The sequence below is a fragment of the Rhizobacter sp. Root404 genome (assembly GCF_001425865.1).
In the GTDB taxonomy this organism is placed as follows: Bacteria; Pseudomonadota; Gammaproteobacteria; order Burkholderiales; family Burkholderiaceae_C; genus LMDS01.
In genome coordinates this window covers 66,645-85,111 of the sequence record NZ_LMDS01000005.1, presented here as the reverse complement: position 1 = coordinate 85,111, position 18,467 = coordinate 66,645, and the positions used below count along the sequence as shown (strand labels likewise).

Genomic DNA, 18,467 nt, shown 5'->3' with positions numbered 1-18,467 from the left:
ATGGCCACCGCCACCACCACGCCGAAGACCCGCAAGGGCGCCACGCCAGGCCGTCCCGAATGGCAGCTCAAGCTCTACGTCGCCGGCAGCACCGCGCGTTCGATGGCGGCGCTCGAGAACCTGAAGCGACTGTGCGAGACCCATCTCGCAGGGCGTTACAGCATCGAGGTGATCGACCTGCTGGTGAATCCCAAGCTGGCCGCCGGCGACCAGATCCTCGCGGTCCCGACGCTGGTGCGCAAGTTCCCGGAGCCGCTGCGCAAGATCATTGGTGACCTCTCCAACGAAGAGCGCGTGCTGGTCGGCCTCGACGTCAAGCCGGCGGGCTGAACCGTGCCGCAACGCCCCGCGCCCGCCACGGCAGCCAGCGCGCCGGCGGCGGCGCAACGACAGGACCAGACCTTCCGCCTGTATGTCAGCTCGGCCTCGCCCGCGTCGTCGCGGGCGATGGTCAATGCCCGCCGCTTCTTCGCGCAGTACCTGCCGGGCGCCCACCGGCTCGATGTGCTCGACATCGCGGAGCACGTCGACGCCGCGCGCGCCGACCAGATCTTCGCGTCGCCGACGCTGGTGCGGTTGACGCCGTTGCCGCAGCGGCGCCTGATCGGCGACCTGTCCGACACCGAACGCCTGCGCGTGACGCTCGGCCTGGCCCGCCTGACCGGGGGTGCGACATGAACGGCCCGGACTCCGTCCGCCTGAACGCCGAGAACGAGGAACTGCGGAACCGTCTGCAGGAACTCGAGGACACCCTGCACTCCATCCACAGCGGCGATGTGGACGCGCTGATCGTCAACAACGAGATCTACACCCTCGAAAGCGCGCATGCCGCCTCGAACCGGATGCGCCAGGACGTGTTGTCGCAGATGGAAGACGCGGTGTTCGCGTTCGACAACGACGGCCACATCATCTACATGAACACCGCCGCCGAGCTGCGCTACGGCATCGCGTCGGCCGCGGCGCTCGGCCGCACCCGCGGCGACGTGTATGCCGAGACGGTGGTGCGCGAGGGGCTGGAGATGCCGTGGGGCGAGCGTCGCGCCGGCGTGGTCAGCGTGCATCACCTGGCCGACGGTTCCGAGATCCACGTGGAATCGATCGTCTCCGACCTGAAGGACGCGAGCGGCGACACCACCGGCACGCTCGCGGTGATGCGCGACGTGACCCGCCGCTGGCGCGCCGACCGGCGGCGCGACGCGCTGGCGCGCCTGAGCGATCGACTGCGCGATGCCGATTCCAGCGACACCGCCGGCTACGAGGCGGCCCGCCTCCTCGGCGAGACGCTGCGCGTGAGCCGCGCCGGCTACGGCACCATCGACCCCGAGGACGAGACCCTGCACGTCGTGCGCGACTGGACCGCCCCGGGTGTGGACAGCCTCGCCGGCACGCTCCCCCTGCGCGCGTACGGTTCGTTCATCGACACGCTGAAGGCCGGCGAGCCGGTGACGATCGACGACGTGCGTCGCGATCCGCGCACCGTGGACGCCGCCGCCGCGCTCGAGGACCGCAGCGCGCGCTCGTTCCTCAACGTGCCCGTGGTCGAGCAGGGCCGGCTGGTCGCGGTGCTGTTCGTCAACGATGCCCGGACGCGCGCCTGGTCCGCCGACGATCTGGCGCTGCTGCGCGACGTGGCCGAACGCGCCCGCGCCGTCGACGGACGCCTGCGCAGTGCCGCCGCGCTGCGCGAGAGCGAGCAGCGCCTGCGCGAGGCCAACGAGAATCTGGAAGCGATGGTCGACTCGCGCACCCGCGACCTGATGGTGGCCGAGCACGCGCTGCGCCAGGCGCAGAAGATGGAGGCGGTCGGGCAGCTGACGGGCGGCATCGCGCACGACTTCAACAACCTGCTGGCCGGCATCGGCGGCAGCTTGCAGATCCTGCAGAAGCGCCTGCAGCAGCAGCGCTTCGACGGCAACGAGCGCTACATCTCGATGGGGCTGGACGCGGTGCGCCGCGCCGCCGCGCTGACGCAGCGCCTGCTGGCGTTTGCACGCCGCCAGACGCTCGATCCGAAGCCGACCGACGTGAACCGGCTGATCGCCGGAATGGAGGAACTGATCCGCCGCACCGTCGGCCCGAGCGTCACGCTCGAGGTCGTCGGCGCCGGCGGCCTGTGGCCGACCCGGATCGACCCGTCGCAGCTCGAGAACTCGCTGCTCAACCTGTGCATCAATGCGCGCGACGCGATGATGCCTGGCGGCGGCCGACTGACCATCGAGACGAGCAACAAGTGGCTCGACGACCGCGCCGCCGCGGAGCGCGAACTGCCGCCCGGCCAGTACATCTCGCTGTGCGTGACCGACACCGGCAGCGGCATGGCGCCCGACGTGATCAAGCGCGTCTTCGACCCGTTCTTCACCACCAAGCCGCTGGGCCAGGGCACGGGCCTCGGCCTGTCGATGGTGTACGGGTTCGTGCGCCAGTCCGGCGGGCAGGTGCGGATCTACTCCGAGCCCGCGCACGGCACGACCATGTGCCTGTACCTGCCGCGCTTCGTGGGGACGGCCGAGGACGACGCGCCCGGACCCGACCGGATGGAGATCGAGGAAGGCGAGGGTCAGACCATCCTCGTGATCGAGGACGAGGCGACGATCCGCACGCTGATCACCGAGCTGCTGGTCGAGGCCGGCTACCGCGTGCTCAGCGCGCCGGACGGGCAGGCCGGGCTGCAGATGCTGCAGTCGGGCCGGCGCATCGACTTCCTCGTCACCGACGTCGGCCTGCCCGGCGGCATCAATGGCCGCCAGGTTGCGGACGCGGCGCGGGTTTCGCGCCCCGCCCTCAAGGTGCTGTTCATCACCGGCTATGCCGAGAACGCCGCGGTCGGCAACGGCCAGCTGGAGTCCGGCATGTCGGTGCTGACCAAGCCGTTCGAGATCACCGAGCTGGCCCGCAAGGTGCGCGAGATGATGCACGCCGGAGTGGCGTGACGGCGGCCGGGCGGCCGGTTCACCGCAGCGCGCGCCAGGTGGCCAGCGTCGCGAGCAGCGACAGCGCCGCACAGCCGGCGATCACCGGCGCGTAGCTGCCCTGCGCATCGAACACCCGCCCCGCCAGCCACGGCCCGGCGATGTTGCCGAGCGCCGCGCCGGTGTACAGCGTGCCGATGATCGACGAGACCGCGCGCGCGCCGTACAGGTCCATGCACAGCGCCGGCATCAGCGAGACGATGCCGCCGTAGCTCAGGCCCATCCACAGCGCGAACACCGCCAGCGCCGGATAGCCGCCGGCGACGAGCCACAGCAGCATCGCCAGCCCGAGCGAGGCCTGCACACCAATCAGCGTGCGCGGCCGGCCGATGCGATCGGCGATGGCGCCGATCGCGAAACGCCCGACCAGGCTGCCGATGCCGATCAGCCCGACCAGCCCGACCGCGCGCGCATCGCCGATGCCGAGGTCGCGCGCCGCCGCCGAGAGGTGCGCGAACGGGATGAACATCGCCGGCGCCGCCAGCACGCACATCGCATACAGCCAGATGAACGAGCGGCTGGGCAGCGCCTGCACCAGCGGCGTGCCCGGCACGCTGCCGTCGGCGCGCCGCGCCGCAGCCGGTGCGCGGCGCAACAGCAGCGTCGCGCCGAGCCCGACGACCAGCACCCCGGCCGCCAACGCCCACATCGCGCCGCGCCACTGCCACTGCGCGATCGCCGCGGCCGCGAGCAGCGGCACGCCGAAGGTGCCGGCGCCGATGCCCGCGCTCGCGATGCCGGCCGCCAGGCCGCGGCGGCGCGTGAACCACGGCTGCACGCAACCGATCGCGGGCGTGTAGACCAGCGCGACGCCGATCCCGAGGCCGATGCCGTACGCCAGCGTCAGCTGCAGCATCGACTGCGCGACGCTGCCGGCGCCGAGCGCGGCGGCGATGCACAGCATGCCGGCGCTGGTGACGACGCGCGGCCCGAACCGGTCGGCCAGCATGCCGCCGAACGCGCCGAGCACGAAGTACAGCAGGCCCGAGAGGCCGAACACCAGCGACACGCCGGCGCGGCTGGCGCCGAACGCGCCGGCGAACGATTCGAAGAACGCCGCGAACGAGTAGACGACGCCGAAGATCACCGCCAGCGCGACGAAGCTCGCCCAGACGACGACCCAGCCGTAGCGCGGCTCGACCTCGGCGTCAGCCGCCGCCGCGCCGCGGATCGCGGTCAATGCGCCTCGTCCCAGTTGGCGCCGACGCCGACCTCGGCCAGCAGCGGCACCTCCAGCGACGCGACCGAGGCCATGATGCGCGGCACCTCGGCGCGCGCCCAGTCGAGCTCCTCGGCCGGCACGTCGAACACCAGTTCGTCGTGCACCTGCATGATCACCTTGGTCGCGCGCTGCTCGTCGTCCAGCGTGCGCTGCACCGCGATCATCGCGAGCTTGATCAGGTCGGCCGCGGTGCCCTGCATCGGCGCGTTGATCGCCTGGCGCTCGGCCGCGCTCTTGCGCGGGCCGCTGCCGCCGTTGATCTCGGGCAGGTAGATGCGCCGGCCGAACAGCGTCTCGACGTAGCCTTTCTGGTGCGCCGACGCCTTGGTCTCGTCCATGTAGCGGCGCACGCCGGCGAAGCGCTCGAAGTAGCGCTCGATGTAGGTCGCCGCCGCACTGCGCTCGATGCCCAGCGCCTGCGCCAGGCCGAACGCGCCCATGCCGTAGATCAGCCCGAAGTTGATCGTCTTCGCGTAGCGACGCTGCTCGTTGCTGACCTCGGGCAGCGCGGTGCCGAAGACCTCGCTGGCGGTCGCGCGGTGCACGTCGACGCCTTCGGCGAAGGCCTTCAGCAGCCCCGGATCGCGGCTCATGTGGGCCATGATGCGCAGCTCGATCTGCGAATAGTCGGCGCTCAGGATCGAGTGGCCCGGCGGCGGGATGAAGGCCTCGCGCACGCGCCGGCCCTCGGCGGTGCGGATCGGGATGTTCTGCAGGTTCGGGTCGTTGCTCGACAGCCGCCCGGTCACCGCCACCGCCTGCGCGTAGTTGGTGTGGACGCGGCCGGTGGCCGGGTTGACCATCAGCGGCAGCTTGTCGGTGTAGGTGCCCTTCAGCTTCGACAGGCTGCGGTGCTCGAGCAGGCGGGCCGGCAGCGGGTAGTCGGCGGCGAGTTCGGCGAGCACTTCTTCGTCGGTGCTCGGCGCGCCGCTCATCGTCTTCTTCTTGACCGGCAGCCCCAGCTTGCCGAACAGGATCTCGCCGATCTGCTTCGGGCTGCCGAGGTTGAACGGCTGGCCCGCGAGCTCGTAGGCCTGCTGTTCGAGCGCGACCATCCGCTCGGCGAGCTGCTGGCTCTGGCGCGCCAGCAGCGCCGCGTCGATCAGCACGCCGGTGCGCTCGATGCGGCCGAGCAGCGCACTGGTCGGCATCTCGATCTGCTCGTAGATGTAGCGCAGCCCCGCGTTCGCCTCGATCTGCGGCCACAGCGTCCGGTGCACGTGCAGCGCCATCTCGCTGTCCTCGCACGAGTAGTCGGCGGCCATGTCGATCGCCACCTGCGCGAACGGGATCTGGTGCGCGCCCTTGCCGCACAGGTCCTCGTAGCTCAGGCCCTTGCGGCCGAGGTGGCGGTCGGCCAGGCTTTCGAGGCTGTGCGCCTTGTGCGCTTCGAGCACGTAGCTCTGCAGCATCGTGTCGTGGGCGTAGCCCCGGATCGCGATGCCGGCGTTCGCGAACACGTGGGTGTCGTACTTGATGTTCTGGCCGAGCTTGGCGGCGGCCGGGTTCTCCAGCCACGGCCGCAGCGCCGCCAGCACCGCGTCGATCGGCAACTGGTCGGGCACGCCGGCATAGGTGTGGCGCAGCGGGATGTAGGCGGCCTCGCCGACCTCGGTCGCCAGCGAGATGCCGACGATCTGCGCGCGCATGGGGTCGAGCGAATCGGTCTCGGTGTCGATCGCGGTCAGCGACGCGGCCTCGATCTGCGCGATCCAGGCCTGCAACCGGTCCATCGTCAGCACGGTCTCGTACTTCTTCTCGATCGCCGGCGCGGCCACGGTCGGCGCCGCCGCGGGCACGGCACCGGTCGGTTCGAGCTCGCGCTTCATGCTCTTGAACCCGTAGCGGTCGTAGAACGCGGACAGCGCGACCGGGTCGATCGGTGCGAACGCCAGCGATTCGAACGCCGGCCAGTCGGCCACATGGCCGGTCAGGTCGCAGTCGGTCGCGACGGTCACGAGGCGGCGGCCCTGCGGCAACCAGTCCAGCGCCTTGCGCAGGTTCTCGCCGGCGGCGCCCTTCATCGTCGGCGCAGCCGCGATCACGCCGTCGAGCGAGCCGTACTCGCCGATCCACTTGGCGGCGGTCTTGGGGCCGACCTTCTCGACGCCCGGCACGTTGTCGACGGTGTCGCCGACCAGCGTCAGGTAGTCGACGATGCGGTCCGGCGCCACGCCGAACTTCTCGCGCACGGCGGCCGGATCGAGCCGCTCGTTGCTCATCGTGTTGACCAGCGTCACGCGGTCGTCGACGAGCTGCGCCAGGTCCTTGTCGCCGGTCGACACGATCACGTTGAAGCCCGCGGCCGCGGCGACCTTGCACAGCGTGCCGATCGCGTCGTCCGCCTCGATGCCGGGCACCGAGAGCACCGGCCAGCCGAGCAGCTTGACGGCCTCGTGGATCGGCTCGATCTGCGCGGCCAGGTCGTCGGGCATAGCGGCGCGGTGGGCCTTGTACTCGGCGTACCAGTCGTCGCGGAAGGTGCGGCCCTTGGCGTCGAACACGCACGCGCCGAGCGCGGCGGGGTGCTGCTCGCGCAGCAGCTTCAGCATCGAGACGACGCCGCGCAGCGCGCCGGTGGGTACGTTGCCGGGCCCGCGGAGGTCGGGCAGCGCATGGTAGGCACGGTAGAGGTAGCTGGATCCGTCGACCAGCAGCAGGGTCTTGTCACTCATGGCGTCATTGTGAAGCAGCGTCGCCCGGCGCCGGCCGGTGCCCGCCCTAGAATGGCCCCATGAACCCGACCCTCGCCCTGGCTCTCCTGTGCATGTGCGCGCCCGCGTGGGCACAGACCGCGCCGGCGGCGGTCCAGCCGCTGCCCGCGGGGGCCACCGAGCGCGGCGAGCCGAACGTCAAGCACACCGTGATCGAGGACGACGGCTCCCGGATCGACGAACTGCGGGTGCGCGGCCAGGTCACGCACGTGGTCGTGACGCCGAAGGTCGGCACCACGAGGAGCTACGAGATCATCGTCGGGCGCAGCGGGCGCGAGTCGGTCGACGGCACCGGCGGCGCCACCAGCGCGATCGGCAAGCGGGTCTGGAACGTGCTCGCTTTCTGAGTCGTGGCGGTCTACACCGACGTTTCCGACACCGACGCCGCCTCGCTCGTCGCGCGCCTGGGCCTGGGTGAACTGAAGACGCTGCAGGGCATCCGCAGCGGGATCGAGAACACCAACTATTTCGTCGACACCGAGCGCGGGCGCTACGTGCTGACGATCTTCGAACGGCTCGGCTTCGAACAGCTGCCGTACTACCTGCACCTGATGAAGCACCTCGCGGAGCGTGGCATCCCGGTGCCCGCGCCGCATGCGGATGCCAGCGGCGCGATCCTGCACACGCTGCACGGCAAGCCGGCCGCCGTCGTCGACTGCCTGCCCGGCCGCCACCACCTCGCGCCCGACGCGGCCCACTGCGCGAGCCTGGGGGCGATGCTGGCGCGACTGCACCTGGCCGGCGCCGACTTCGCGATGCAGCAGCCGCACCTGCGTGGCCTGGCATGGTGGAGCGAGACGGTGCCGGTCGTGCTGCCGTTCCTGACGGCGACGCAGCGTGCATTGATGGAGAGCGAGCTGGCGTTCCAGCAGCACCTGGCCGCGACGCCGGCCTACGCGGCGCTGCCGCGCGGCGCGATCCATGCCGACCTGTTCCGCGACAACGTCATGTTCGACGACGGCCCGGACGGCGACCGCCTCAGCGGCCTGTTCGACTTCTACTTCGCCGGCGTCGACACCTGGTTGTTCGACCTCGCGGTGTGCCTGAACGACTGGTGCATCGACCTCGCTTCCGGCCGCCTCGACGAGGCGCGTGCTGCCGCGCTGGTCGCGGCCTACGCCGCGGTGCGGCCGCTGACCGGCGGCGAGCGTCGCCTGGTGCCGGCGCTGATGCGCGCGGCCGCGTTCCGCTTCTGGCTGTCGCGCCTGTGGGACCTGCACCTGCCGCGCGACGCCACCCTGTTGACGGCCCACGACCCCGACCACTTCGAACGCGTGCTGCGCGAGCGCGTCGACACGCCGTGGCATCCGGCCGGCCCCGAACCCGAGACTGCATGAGACTTCAGACCGTTCCAGCCCGCCAAGGGGCGCTGTGGGTGCGCCAGGGATTCAAGGCGTTCGCGCGCCACCCGGTCGCGTTCTGCGGGCTGTTCATCCCGGTGCTCGCCGGCATGGTGCTCGTCAACATCCTGCCGATGCTGGTGCTGCTGGCGCTGCCGCTGGTGCCGCTGGTGTCGCTCGGCTTCATGATCGCGACCCGCACCGTGCTCGAGGGCGGGACGCCCACCTGGAGCGTGTTCGCCGCGCCGTGGCGCGCGGCGCGGCCGCGGGTGATCGCCCTGGTGCAGCTCGGCATGATCTACGCGTCGGCGCTGCTGCTGATCATGCTGCTCGGCGAACTGATCGACGACGGGACGTCGGAGGTGCTGATCCAGTCCGCGCCGTCCGGCGCCGCGGGCGCGGCCAGCGCGCCGCCGACGCTGGCTGCCAGCCCGAGCGCGCTGTTCGAGCTGCTGCTGCGCCTGACCTTGACCGGCCTGCTCGCGGTGCCGTTCTGGCACGCGCCGGCACTCGTCTACTGGGACGGCCACGGCTGCGCCAAGGCGCTGTTCTCGAGCACGATCGCGTGCTGGCGCAACCGCGGCGCGTTCGCCGTCCACAGCCTGATCTGGCTCGCCTGGATCATGGGCCTGGGCATGCTCGGCGGCCTGCTGCTCTCGGTGCTGGGCCAGCCGCAGCTGCTGCTCAGCATCACGCTGCCGATCTCCGCAGTGGTCGCGGTCGTCTACTACGCTTCGCTGTATTTCACCTTCGCCGACTGCTTCGTCGCCTCGGATGGCGACGCGGCGGGCGGCGCCCTTCCGCCCCCCTCGGAGATTGCCCCATGAAGATCGCCATGGTCACCGGAGCCGGCAGCGGCATCGGCCGCGCCACCTCGCTCGCCCTGCTCGCCGCCGGCTACAAGGTCGTGCTCGCGGGCCGACGCGCCGATGCGCTGAACGAAACGAAGGCGCTGGCCGGTGCGCTCGCCGAGCACGCGCTGCCGGTCCCGACCGACGCCACCGATGCAGCGGCGGTCGCCGCGCTGTTCGAGACGACGCGCCAGGCCTTCGGCCGGCTCGACGTGCTGTTCAACAACGCGGGCACCGGCGCGCCGGCGATCCCGATGGACGAGCTGACCGTCGAGCAGTGGAAGGCGGTGGTCGACGTCAACCTGACCGCGGTCTTCCTGTGCACCCAGCAGGCGTTCAAGCTGATGAAGACGCAGAGCCCGCGCGGCGGTCGCATCATCAACAACGGCTCGATCTCGGCCTACGCGCCGCGTCCGTTCAGCGCGCCGTACACCGCCACCAAGCACGCGATCACCGGCCTGACCAAGGCGACCTCGCTCGACGGCCGCGCCCACGACATCGCCTGCGGGCAGATCGACATCGGCAACGCCGCCAGCGAGATGACCCAGCGCATGACCACCGGCGTGCCGCAGGCCAACGGCACGATGATGGTCGAGCCGCGCATGGACGTGAAGCACGTCGCCGACGCCGTCGTGCACATGGCGAGCCTGCCGCTGGAGGCCAACGTGCAGTTCATGACCGTGATGGCGACCAAGATGCCGTTCGTCGGCCGCGGCTGACAGCGCGCCACGCCCGATGAACCGGCTGCGCCTGCTCGCACGCATCAGGCGCCACCCGTCGGCGATCCTGCTGCTGGTGCAGCTGGCGGGCATGGTGCTCTACCCGTTCATCGAGCGGACCGAGGCCGGGCGCATCGGCTTCGGCGCGTTCGGCATCGTGGTGCTGATCATCACCACGCGCATGGTGCGGCGCACGCCCGGGCTGACCTGGGTCAGCGTGCTGATCGCGATGCCGGCGATCGTGATGCTCGGGCTGCAGGCGCTGTTCGACATGCCGCAACTGCTGCCGTGGTCGTCGGGGCTGGAGGCGGTGTTCTATTTCTACGCCGCCGGCAGCCTGATCGCCTACATGATGGCCGACCGCCACGCCAGCGCCGACGAGCTGTTCTGCGCCGGCGCCACGTTCACGCTGATCGCCTGGGGCTTCACCTACCTGTTCCTGCTGACCCAGGCGCTGCAGCCCGGCTGCTTCGCCGCGGCGGTCAACGCCGGCGAGCCGCGCACCTGGACCGAGCTGATGTACCTGAGCTTCGCGCTGCTCTCGAGCACCGGCATCGGCGACGTGGTGCCGATCACCGCGCACGCGCGTGCGCTGGCCAGCGTCGAGATGTTCGTCGGGGTGATGTACCTGGCGGCCGTCGTCTCACGCCTGATCGGCCTGACGTTGCAGGCGCGCTGAACCCCGCAGTTGCGGGGGACGGCAAATGTGACAAAACGCACATCGGCCCCAGAATCGGGGGATGCCGACTTTGCCGCCCCGACCGACGTGCGAATCGGGGGCTTCGCGGTGGTGACGCCCACCCCGACCGCCCTCGCCGAATTTGAACCGTTGCTGCTGGCCGAATTGCTGGTGCTGCGCGCGGCCGCCGCCGGCGGCATCGCCAAGGTCGGCTACCGTCGCCCGCGCGGGCCGACGCCCGAGGTCAAGCTGCGCGGCGAGTTCCTCGCGTTCATGGCGCGCGGCGGCGGCGCCGGTGCGCCGGTCGTCGGGCGCCAGCTGCAGATCATGGGCGCCTGCGTGGTCGGCCGGCTCGAGTTGACCGACGCGACGCTGCCGCTGAGCCTGTGGCTGTTCCGCTGCACCTTCACGGCGCCGCCGCAGCTGGGCGGCGCGCAGGTGCGCGGCAGCCTCAGCTTCGGCGACTGCGCGCTGCCGGGACTGCTCGCCGACGGCTGCCAGGTCGAGGGTGACCTGGCGCTGAACGCCGGCTGCAACGTCGACGGCGCCATCCGCATCGCACGGGCCCGCATCGGCGGCGATTTCGACGGCGAGCGCCTGTGCATGGGCGACGACGGCGCCGCGCACGCCTGGCGCCAGACCTTCGTGGCCGATGGCGCGCAAGTCGGTGGCGACTTCAAGCTGCTCGGCGGCGCCGAGACGATCGGCGAGTTGCGGCTGGTGTCGGCGCGGATCGACGGTGACCTGCGCGCCGCGACCGCGCGCATGACCGCCGACGTCAATGCCGCCGGCGCGCGCGGCGTGGCGCTGAACCTCGACCGTGCGGTCGTGGCCGGCCACGTCATGCTCGATGCGGGGTTCTCGGCCGCCGGCGCCGTGCGCCTGCAGCAGACCCGCATCGGCGGTGACCTCGACGTGAGCGGGGCCGACTTCGACGCGGTCGGCGACGCCGGCTGGGGCGTGGACGGCGCCGCGCTGCGGCTCGACCGCGCCCGGATCGAGGGCACCCTGACGATGCGCCGGCTGCAGAACCCGCTGCAGGGAGCGTCGCTCGCCGACGCGCAGGTGGGCGCGCTCAGCGACGATGCCGGGACCTGGGGCCAGCACCATGTGCTCGACGGCTTCGTCTACCGGCGCTTCGGTCCCGATGCGCCGACCGATGCCGCGATGCGCTTCGACTGGCTGGTGCGCCAGCACGGCGACCACGTCGACCGCGACTTCCGGCCCGACCCGTGGCGCCGCGCCATCGCGGTGCTGCGCGCGAGCGGGCACCGGGCCGCCGCCCGCACGCTGGCGCTGCGCCGCGAACAGCATTTGCGGGCGATCGGCGCGATCGGTCGCGAGACGTCGACGCTGGCGCGCGCAGTGCGACGCGGCGTGCACGCGCTGTTCGGCGCGCTTGCCGGCTACGGGCAGCGGCCGTGGCGGCTGCTCGGCTGGGCGGTCGTCGTGTGGGCGCTGTGCGGCGCCGCGTACTGGTCGGCGGCGGACCGCTTCGCCCCGAGCCCCGCGCTGCTGCTCGCGGCCCCGCGCCTCGCCGCGTGCCGCCCCGACTGCGCGCAGCTGCCGCTCACGATGCCCGCGTTCCGGCCGCTGCTGTATTCGCTGGACGCACTGCTGCCGCTCGCCGACCTGCAGCAGGAGCGGCTTTGGGCCCCGGTGCGCGGCGCCCTTGCGCCCGAGCTCGAAGGGTGGCTGGGCACGCCGCTGCTGCGGCTGCTGAACTGGGCCGAATCGGCGTGCGGCTGGACCCTCGCGCTGACCGCGCTGGTCAGCCTGACCGGTCTCGCCGACCGCGACCGTCGCGACTGACGCGCAGCGCCTCGCGTCACCCGCGCAACGCCCGAGCGACGCCCGCGCGGGTTCGGATCTTGCTGACCCGCGACAATGCAGAATCGGCCACACCCAAAGGAATTGAACAGATGGCGCACATCCACTTCATCGGCGGCGAAAAAGGCGGCGTCGGCAAATCGCTGACCGCGCGCGTGCTGGCGCAGTACATGATCGACAAGAACATCCCGTTCCTCGGGTTCGACACCGACCGCTCCCACGGCGCGCTGATGCGCTTCTACGCCGGCTATGCCTCGCCGGTGGTGATGGACCACTACGAGGCGCTCGATGTGATCGTCGAGGCCGCCGCCGAGCAGCCCGAGCGCCGCATCCTGGTCGACCTGGCGGCGCAGACGCACGAGCCGCTGGTCAGGTGGATGGACGATGTGGGCCTGGTCAACATGGCCGAAGAGATGGGCATGACGATCCACTACTGGCACGTGATGGATTCGGGCAAGGACTCGGTCGACCTGCTGCAGCGCCTGCTCGACCGCTTCGGCACCGGCCTGAAATACGTGCTGGTGCGCAATCAGGTGCGCGGCAACGACTTCTCGGTGCTCGAGCAGTCGGGCCAGCAGCAGCGCGCGCTGGAATTCGGCGCCCGCATCGTCTCGATCAAGAAGCTGCACGACGGCGTGATCCAGAAGATCGACGCCGGCAGCAGCAGCTTCTGGAAGGCCAAAAACCCGCAGGAGCCGAACAGCGGCGGCCTCGGCATGATGGACCGCCAGCGCGTCAAGATGTGGCTGCGCGATGTGTACCGCGAGATCGACGATGTGGGTGTGTAGAGCGCTCCTCGCGATCGTGCTGGCCGCTGCGCTCGGCGGCTGCGCCGTCGTGACGATCGCCGGTGCCGCCGCGGGCGCGGCGATCTCGGTCACCGGGGCGGTCGTCTCGACCGGCGTGAAGGTCACCGGCAAGGTGATCGAGAAGACGATCGACGTCGTCACGCCCGGCAGCCCGCCGGCACCGTGACGCCCGCGTCAGAACAGGCCCGCGCCCCCGGCGGCGCCGAGCAGGCTGCGTGACAGCTCCGCCAGCTGGCCATTGACGTCGGAGGACGGCGGCGAGCTCGCACGGGCCGTCCACATCAGCCGGCTCGAGGCCACGTCCGTCACGCGCGCATTCGCCGCGTAACCCTGGCTGACCTGCCCGCCGCCGATGGGTGCCGACACGCCAATACCACCGGCCGAGTGGCGCCCGAAGCCGAAGCCGCCGATGCCGATCGTGAAGCCCGGGCTGACGCTCTGGGATGCGAGCCCGATGCCGACGCTGAACACTGCGCGCGCGCCGCTGCGTCGCGCGGCCGGCAGGAGTTGCATGTCGACGCTGCCGCCGGGCGGCGCCGGCACCGCATCGCCAGGCGAAGGCAGCAGCGCACGCACGCCGCGCGCGGAGAGGTCGGCGACGACCTGATCCTCGCAGATGCGCTTGATCACGAGTTCGCCGGTCTCGCAGCTGACCATCACGGTGGCGCCGCGCAGGTAGCCGGCGGGCAGCTCGGTGCTGCGCCACTGCGCGTCGACGGCGGTGCTGGCGCAGCCGCCGAGCAGCAGGCCGGCCGCGGTCAGCGCGCCGGCCGCGTGGATGAACTTCATGGCAACTCCTTCGTCATGGAATCGGGGTCAGCTTGGCCACCGACAGCGCGAGCCACTTCATGCCGTGCCGGCCGAAATTGACCTGCGCGCGTGCGTCGACGCCCGTGCCTTCGAGCGTGACGATCACGCCCTCGCCGAACTTGGTGTGGAACACGCTCTGGCCGGAGCGCAGCCCGTGGCTCGGCGCCTTGGGCACCACGGCGGGCGCACTCGGCACGCCGCGCACGTCGCCGGCGCCGACGATCGAGTGCAGCCCGGAGCCGCGCGCCCAGGCCGCCTGGTAGTCGCGCTGGAAGCCCGAGCCGAAGCCCTGGTTGCGCGGCGTGATCCACTTCAGCGCCGCTTCGGGCAGTTCCTCGAGGAACCGGCTCTTGACGTTGTAGCGGGTCTGGCCGTGCAGCATGCGCGTCTGCGAGAAGCTCAGGTACAGGCGCTTGCGGGCGCGCGTGATCGCGACGTACATCAGGCGCCGCTCCTCCTCCAGCCCGTCCGGGTCGGCGGCCGAGTTCTCGTGCGGGAACAGACCCTCCTCGAGGCCGGTGATGAACACGCAGTCGAACTCCAGGCCCTTGGCCGAGTGCACCGTCATCAGCTGGATCGCGTCCTGCCCGGCTTGGGCCTGGTTGTCGCCGGCCTCGAGCGATGCGTGGGTCAGGAATGCGGCGAGCGGCGACATGATCTCGCCGGTCTCGGCGTCGGGTGTCTGTGCCAGCGGCGCGATCGTGCCGCTCGCGGGCTCGGCGCCCGGCGTGTTGAACTCGGCGCGGCCCGATTCGTTGCCGCCACCATGTTCATCGACGGGCAGCGCAACGGCATCCTTGCCGAAGCCCTCCTGCGTCACGAACGCCTCGGCGGCGTTGACGAGCTCGTCCAGGTTCTCGAGCCGGTCCTGGCCTTCCTTGTCGGTCTTGTAGAACGTCACGAGGCCCGACGCGTCGAGCATGTGCTCGATGATGTCGCGCAGCGTCAGCCCGCGCGTCTTCTCGCGCATGCCGTCGATCAGCGCGACGAAGGCCTGCAGGTTCGTCCCCGCCTTGCCGCTGAGCGCGCCGACGCTCTGGTACAGGCTGCGGCCGGAATGCCGCGCCGCGTCCTGCAGCTGCTCGATCGAGCGCGCGCCGATGCCGCGGGTCGGGAAGTTGACGACCCGCAGGAAGCTGGTGTCGTCGCTCGGGTTCTCGATAAGTCGCAGGTAGCTGAGCGCGTGCTTGACCTCGGCCCGCTCGAAGAAGCGCAGCCCGCCGTAGACCTTGTACGGCACGCTCGCGTTGAACAGCGCGCTTTCCATCACCCGGCTCTGCGCGTTGCTGCGGTAGAGCAGCGCGATGTCACTGCGCGGCGTGCCCTCGCGGTGCAGCTGCTGCGCCTCCTCGACGAACCAGCGCGCCTCGTCGAAATCGCTCGGTGATTCGCGCACGCGCACCGGTTCACCCGGGCCGGCCTCGGTGCGCAGGTTCTTGCCCAGGCGGTTGGTGTTGCGCGCGATCAGCTCGTTGGCTGCGTCCAGGATGTTGCCGAACGAGCGGTAGTTGCGCTCCAGCTTGATCACCTGCTCGACCCGGAACTCGCGCTCGAACGCGGCCATGTTGCCGACCTGCGCGCCGCGGAAGGCGTAGATGCTCTGGTCGTCGTCGCCGACCGCGAACACCGCGGTCTCGGGGCCGGCGAACATCTTCAGCCACGCGTACTGCAGCCGGTTGGTGTCCTGGAATTCGTCGACCAGGATGTGGCGGAAACGGTGCTGGTAGTGCTGGCGCAGCGCGTCGTTGTCGCGCATCAGCTCGAAGGTGCGCAGCATCAGCTCGGCGAAGTCGACCACGCCCTCGCGCTGGCACTGCTCCTCGTAGTTCTGGTAGATCTGCACCTGGGTGCGCGACTGCTCGTCCTTGACTTCGCAGTCCTTCGGCCGGTAGCCGTTGTCCTTGGCGCCGGCGATGAACCACGTCACCTGCTTGGGCACGAAGCGCTCCTCGTCGAGGTTCATCGCCTTGATCACGCGCTTGACGGCCGAGAGCTGGTCGGCCGAGTCGAGGATCTGGAAGCCCTGCGGCAGCCCGGCCAGCTTCCAGTGCGCGCGCAGGAAGCGGTTGCACAGGCCGTGGAAGGTGCCGATCCACATGCCACGCACGGGGATCGGCAGCAGCGCGCCGAGCCGCGTCAGCATCTCCTTCGCGGCCTTGTTGGTGAAGGTCACGGCCATCACGCCGCCGGGCGAGAGCTGGCCGGTCTGGATCAGCCACGCGATCCGCGTCGTCAGCACCCGCGTCTTGCCCGATCCCGCGCCCGCCAGGATCAGCGCCGGGCGCGCCGGCAGCGTCACCGCCGCGAGTTGTTCGGGATTCAGGTTGTGCAGCAGCGGCGAGTCGGTGCCGGCGTCGAGTTCAGGGGCCATCCGGACATTGTCGGCGACGGCCGGTCGGCACGCCGCGCGCGGGGCAGATACCATGCCCGGTCCGCCCGTCCAGGCGCTGCCCGACCCCACTGCCTCGATGTCCGACGCCTGCTGCACCCCGCCCGCCCCATCCGCCGACCCGGCCTACCAGCGCATCCTGTGGATCGCGCTGGCACTGAACGCTGCGATGTTCGTGATCGAGATCATCGGCAGCCTGGAGTCCGGCTCGGTCTCGCTGCTCGCCGATGCGATCGACTTCTTCGGCGACGCGGCGAACTACGGGCTCTCGCTGCTGGTGCTGTCGCGCGCGCTGCACTGGCGCGCGCGTTCGTCGCTGCTGAAGGCGGCGTCGATGGCTGGCTTCGGCCTGTTCGTGCTCGGCCGCGCCGCGTGGGCCGCGTGGCACGGCGCGCCGCCCGAGGCCCTGACGATGGGCGCGATCGCGCTGCTGGCGCTGGCCGTCAACGTCGGCGTCGCGGTGATGCTGTACCGCTACCGGAACGGCGACTCGAACATGCGCTCGGTCTGGCTGTGCTCGCGCAACGACGCGGTCGGCAACATCGCGGTGGCGCTGGCGGCCGTCGCGGTGGCGGGCACCGGCGCGGCCTGGCCCGATCTGATCGTCGCGGTCGGGATGGCCGCGCTGGCGCTGAGCAGCGCGTGGGCCGTGTCGCGGCAGGCGCTGGGGGAACTGCGTCGGGCGCCGGCCTGACCGGCCTCGGCCGTCAGGATTCGTCGACCACGGTTGCCCGCACGACGGGCCCCTCGCCGCGGCCGAGCTGGAAGAAGATGCCCGCCGCCAGCGCCGACAGCGCACCCATGCACAGGTAGGTGGCATGGAAGGTGTGGACCACGTTGCTCGGGCCGATGTCGCTGGCGATCGGGATCACCACGGGTGTCGCGAACGCCGCGAGCAGCGCACCGGCCGCGGCCACGCCCAGGCTCATCGACAGCTGCATCACGACCGACAGCAGGCTGTTGCCGCCGCTGGCGCGCGCGTCGTCCAGGTCGCCGAGCGTCAGCGTGTTCATCGCGGTGAACTGCATCGAGTTGCAGATGCCGAACAGCGCGAGGTAGACCAGGATGGCCGCGTGTGGCGTGGCGCGATCGACCATCGAGAAGCCGGCGATGAAGCCGCCGAGCAGCAGCGTGTTGACGACCAGCACGCGGCGGTAGCCGAAGCGCTTGATCACCCGCTCGGCGACGAACTTGATCATCATCGCGCCGATCACCGTCGGCACCATCGTCAGGCCGGCCGCACTCGGCGAATAGCCGAGGCCCACCTGCAGGAACAGCGGCGTCAGGAACGGCATCGCGCCGCTGCCCAGGCGCGCGAACAGGTTGCCGAGGATGCCGACCGAGAAGGTCGGGATCTGGAACAGCGTCAGGCTGAACAGCGGCTTGTCGGCACGGGCCGCGTGGGCCCAGTAGGCCGCCATCGCCGCGAGGCCGCCGATCACGAGCAGGATCGACACCGGCGCGCTGATCGAGTGCTCGCCCAGGCCCTGCAGCCCGAGCGTGACGGCCACGAGCCCGAGCGAGAACAGAACGAAGCCGGTCCAGTCGAACTTCTGGCCCGCCGCGCCGCGCAGGTCGGGCATGTAGCGCAGCGCGGCGAAGACTCCGATGACGCCGACCGGCAGGTTGATCAGGAATACCCAGTGCCAGGTTGCGACCTCGACCAGCCAGCCGCCCAGCGGCGGACCGACGAGCGGCCCGACCAGGCCCGGGATCGTCACGAACGACAACACCTTGAGCAGTTCGCTGCGCGGGAACGCACGCAGGATGGTCAGCCGCCCGACCGGCAGCAGCAACGCGCCACCGACGCCCTGCACCACCCGCGCCGCGACCAGCCACGGCAGCGTCGGCGACAGCGCGCACAGCAGCGAGCCGAGGCTGAACAACCCGATCGCCGCGAGAAAGGTGCGCTGCGTGCCGAACCGGTCGGCCAGCCAGCCCGACGCGGGGATGAACAGCGCCACCGTCAGCATGTAGGCGATGACGATCGACTGCATCCGCAGCGGACTCTCCCCCAGGTCCGTCGCCATGCGCGGCAGCGCGGTGTTCAGGATCGTGCCGTCCAGCGTCTGCATGAAGAACGCGATCGCGACGACCCAGGGCAGCAGGCGTTTGGTGGTGGGAGAGAGCACGTG

The 18,467-nt window shown here is 71.0% G+C and carries 17 protein-coding genes; 12 read left to right on the top strand and 5 right to left on the bottom strand.

Going from position 1 to position 18,467, the window contains the following annotated elements:
* The 3 genes from ASC76_RS14550 to ASC76_RS14540 are packed head-to-tail and all read left to right on the top strand — an operon-like array spanning window position 1 to window position 2,930.
* Window positions 1–330, top strand: a complete 330-nt coding sequence (locus ASC76_RS14550; RefSeq protein WP_056467675.1) for a circadian clock KaiB family protein — start codon at window positions 1–3, stop codon at window positions 328–330.
* A gap of 3 nt (window positions 331–333) precedes the next feature.
* Window positions 334–678 (top strand): circadian clock KaiB family protein, encoded by a 345-nt coding sequence (locus ASC76_RS14545; RefSeq protein ID WP_056467671.1) that lies wholly within the window; start codon window positions 334–336, stop codon window positions 676–678.
* Window positions 675–2,930 (top strand): ATP-binding protein, encoded by a 2,256-nt coding sequence (locus tag ASC76_RS14540; protein ID WP_056467668.1) that lies wholly within the window; start codon window positions 675–677, stop codon window positions 2,928–2,930. Before ASC76_RS14545 ends, ASC76_RS14540 begins: the two co-directional genes overlap by 4 nt.
* 19 nt (window positions 2,931–2,949) lie before the next feature.
* Here ASC76_RS14540 and ASC76_RS14535 read toward each other — a convergent pair whose 3' ends face one another.
* Both ASC76_RS14535 and polA read right to left on the bottom strand, forming a co-directional pair.
* A complete protein-coding gene (locus ASC76_RS14535; RefSeq protein WP_162247127.1) occupies window positions 2,950–4,149 on the bottom strand; it encodes an MFS transporter in 1,200 nt (399 codons plus the stop codon).
* Window positions 4,146–6,866, bottom strand: a complete 2,721-nt coding sequence (polA, locus tag ASC76_RS14530) for a DNA polymerase I (protein WP_056467665.1) — start codon at window positions 6,864–6,866, stop codon at window positions 4,146–4,148. The genes ASC76_RS14535 and polA overlap by 4 nt, the downstream gene beginning before the upstream one ends.
* Window positions 6,867–6,925: 59 nt before the next feature.
* Here polA and ASC76_RS14525 point away from each other — a divergent pair, with 59 nt between their 5' ends.
* The 8 genes from ASC76_RS14525 (at window position 6,926) to ASC76_RS25405 (ending at window position 13,299) form a co-directional block, all read left to right on the top strand.
* Complete coding sequence (locus tag ASC76_RS14525; protein WP_157615725.1) at window positions 6,926–7,252, top strand: DUF2782 domain-containing protein; 327 nt, start codon at window positions 6,926–6,928, stop codon at window positions 7,250–7,252.
* A 3-nt stretch (window positions 7,253–7,255) separates the two neighbouring features.
* Window positions 7,256–8,242 (top strand): homoserine kinase, encoded by a 987-nt coding sequence (locus tag ASC76_RS14520; RefSeq protein WP_056467660.1) that lies wholly within the window; start codon window positions 7,256–7,258, stop codon window positions 8,240–8,242.
* A complete protein-coding gene (locus tag ASC76_RS14515; RefSeq protein WP_157615723.1) occupies window positions 8,239–9,072 on the top strand; it encodes a BPSS1780 family membrane protein in 834 nt (277 codons plus the stop codon). Before ASC76_RS14520 ends, ASC76_RS14515 begins: the two co-directional genes overlap by 4 nt.
* Window positions 9,069–9,815 (top strand): SDR family oxidoreductase, encoded by a 747-nt coding sequence (locus ASC76_RS14510; RefSeq protein WP_056467654.1) that lies wholly within the window; start codon window positions 9,069–9,071, stop codon window positions 9,813–9,815. Before ASC76_RS14515 ends, ASC76_RS14510 begins: the two co-directional genes overlap by 4 nt.
* A 16-nt stretch (window positions 9,816–9,831) precedes the next feature.
* A complete protein-coding gene (locus ASC76_RS14505) occupies window positions 9,832–10,494 on the top strand; it encodes an ion channel (RefSeq protein WP_056467652.1) in 663 nt (220 codons plus the stop codon).
* A gap of 108 nt (window positions 10,495–10,602) precedes the next feature.
* Window positions 10,603–12,306, top strand: coding sequence for a hypothetical protein (locus tag ASC76_RS14500; protein ID WP_162247126.1), 1,704 nt, complete (start codon window positions 10,603–10,605; stop codon window positions 12,304–12,306).
* A gap of 110 nt (window positions 12,307–12,416) precedes the next feature.
* Window positions 12,417–13,112: a mobilization protein gene (locus ASC76_RS14495; protein ID WP_056467646.1), complete on the top strand. Its 696-nt coding sequence runs from the start codon at window positions 12,417–12,419 to the stop codon at window positions 13,110–13,112.
* Entirely contained in the window at window positions 13,105–13,299 is a 195-nt protein-coding gene (locus tag ASC76_RS25405; RefSeq protein ID WP_235580471.1) for a hypothetical protein, read from the top strand. The genes ASC76_RS14495 and ASC76_RS25405 overlap by 8 nt, the downstream gene beginning before the upstream one ends.
* 8 nt (window positions 13,300–13,307) lie before the next feature.
* Here ASC76_RS25405 and ASC76_RS14490 read toward each other — a convergent pair whose 3' ends face one another.
* Together ASC76_RS14490 and ASC76_RS14485 are read right to left on the bottom strand one after the other, a co-directional pair.
* On the bottom strand, window positions 13,308–13,922 hold the full coding sequence (locus ASC76_RS14490) for a hypothetical protein (RefSeq protein ID WP_056467644.1): 615 nt from the start codon (window positions 13,920–13,922) through the stop codon (window positions 13,308–13,310).
* Window positions 13,923–13,935: 13 nt separating this feature from the next.
* Window positions 13,936–16,314: a UvrD-helicase domain-containing protein gene (locus ASC76_RS14485; RefSeq protein ID WP_056467642.1), complete on the bottom strand. Its 2,379-nt coding sequence runs from the start codon at window positions 16,312–16,314 to the stop codon at window positions 13,936–13,938.
* A gap of 97 nt (window positions 16,315–16,411) precedes the next feature.
* Here ASC76_RS14485 and ASC76_RS14480 point away from each other — a divergent pair, with 97 nt between their 5' ends.
* On the top strand, window positions 16,412–17,026 hold the full coding sequence (locus ASC76_RS14480; RefSeq protein ID WP_056467639.1) for a cation transporter: 615 nt from the start codon (window positions 16,412–16,414) through the stop codon (window positions 17,024–17,026).
* Between the two features lie 13 nt (window positions 17,027–17,039).
* Here the strand turns inward: ASC76_RS14480 and mdtD are convergent, their stop codons facing one another.
* Window positions 17,040–18,464 carry a multidrug transporter subunit MdtD gene (mdtD, locus tag ASC76_RS14475; RefSeq protein WP_056467636.1) on the bottom strand — a complete coding sequence of 475 codons (1,425 nt, stop codon included), beginning with the start codon at window positions 18,462–18,464 and terminating at the stop codon, window positions 17,040–17,042.
* Window positions 18,465–18,467 lie beyond the last annotated feature (3 nt).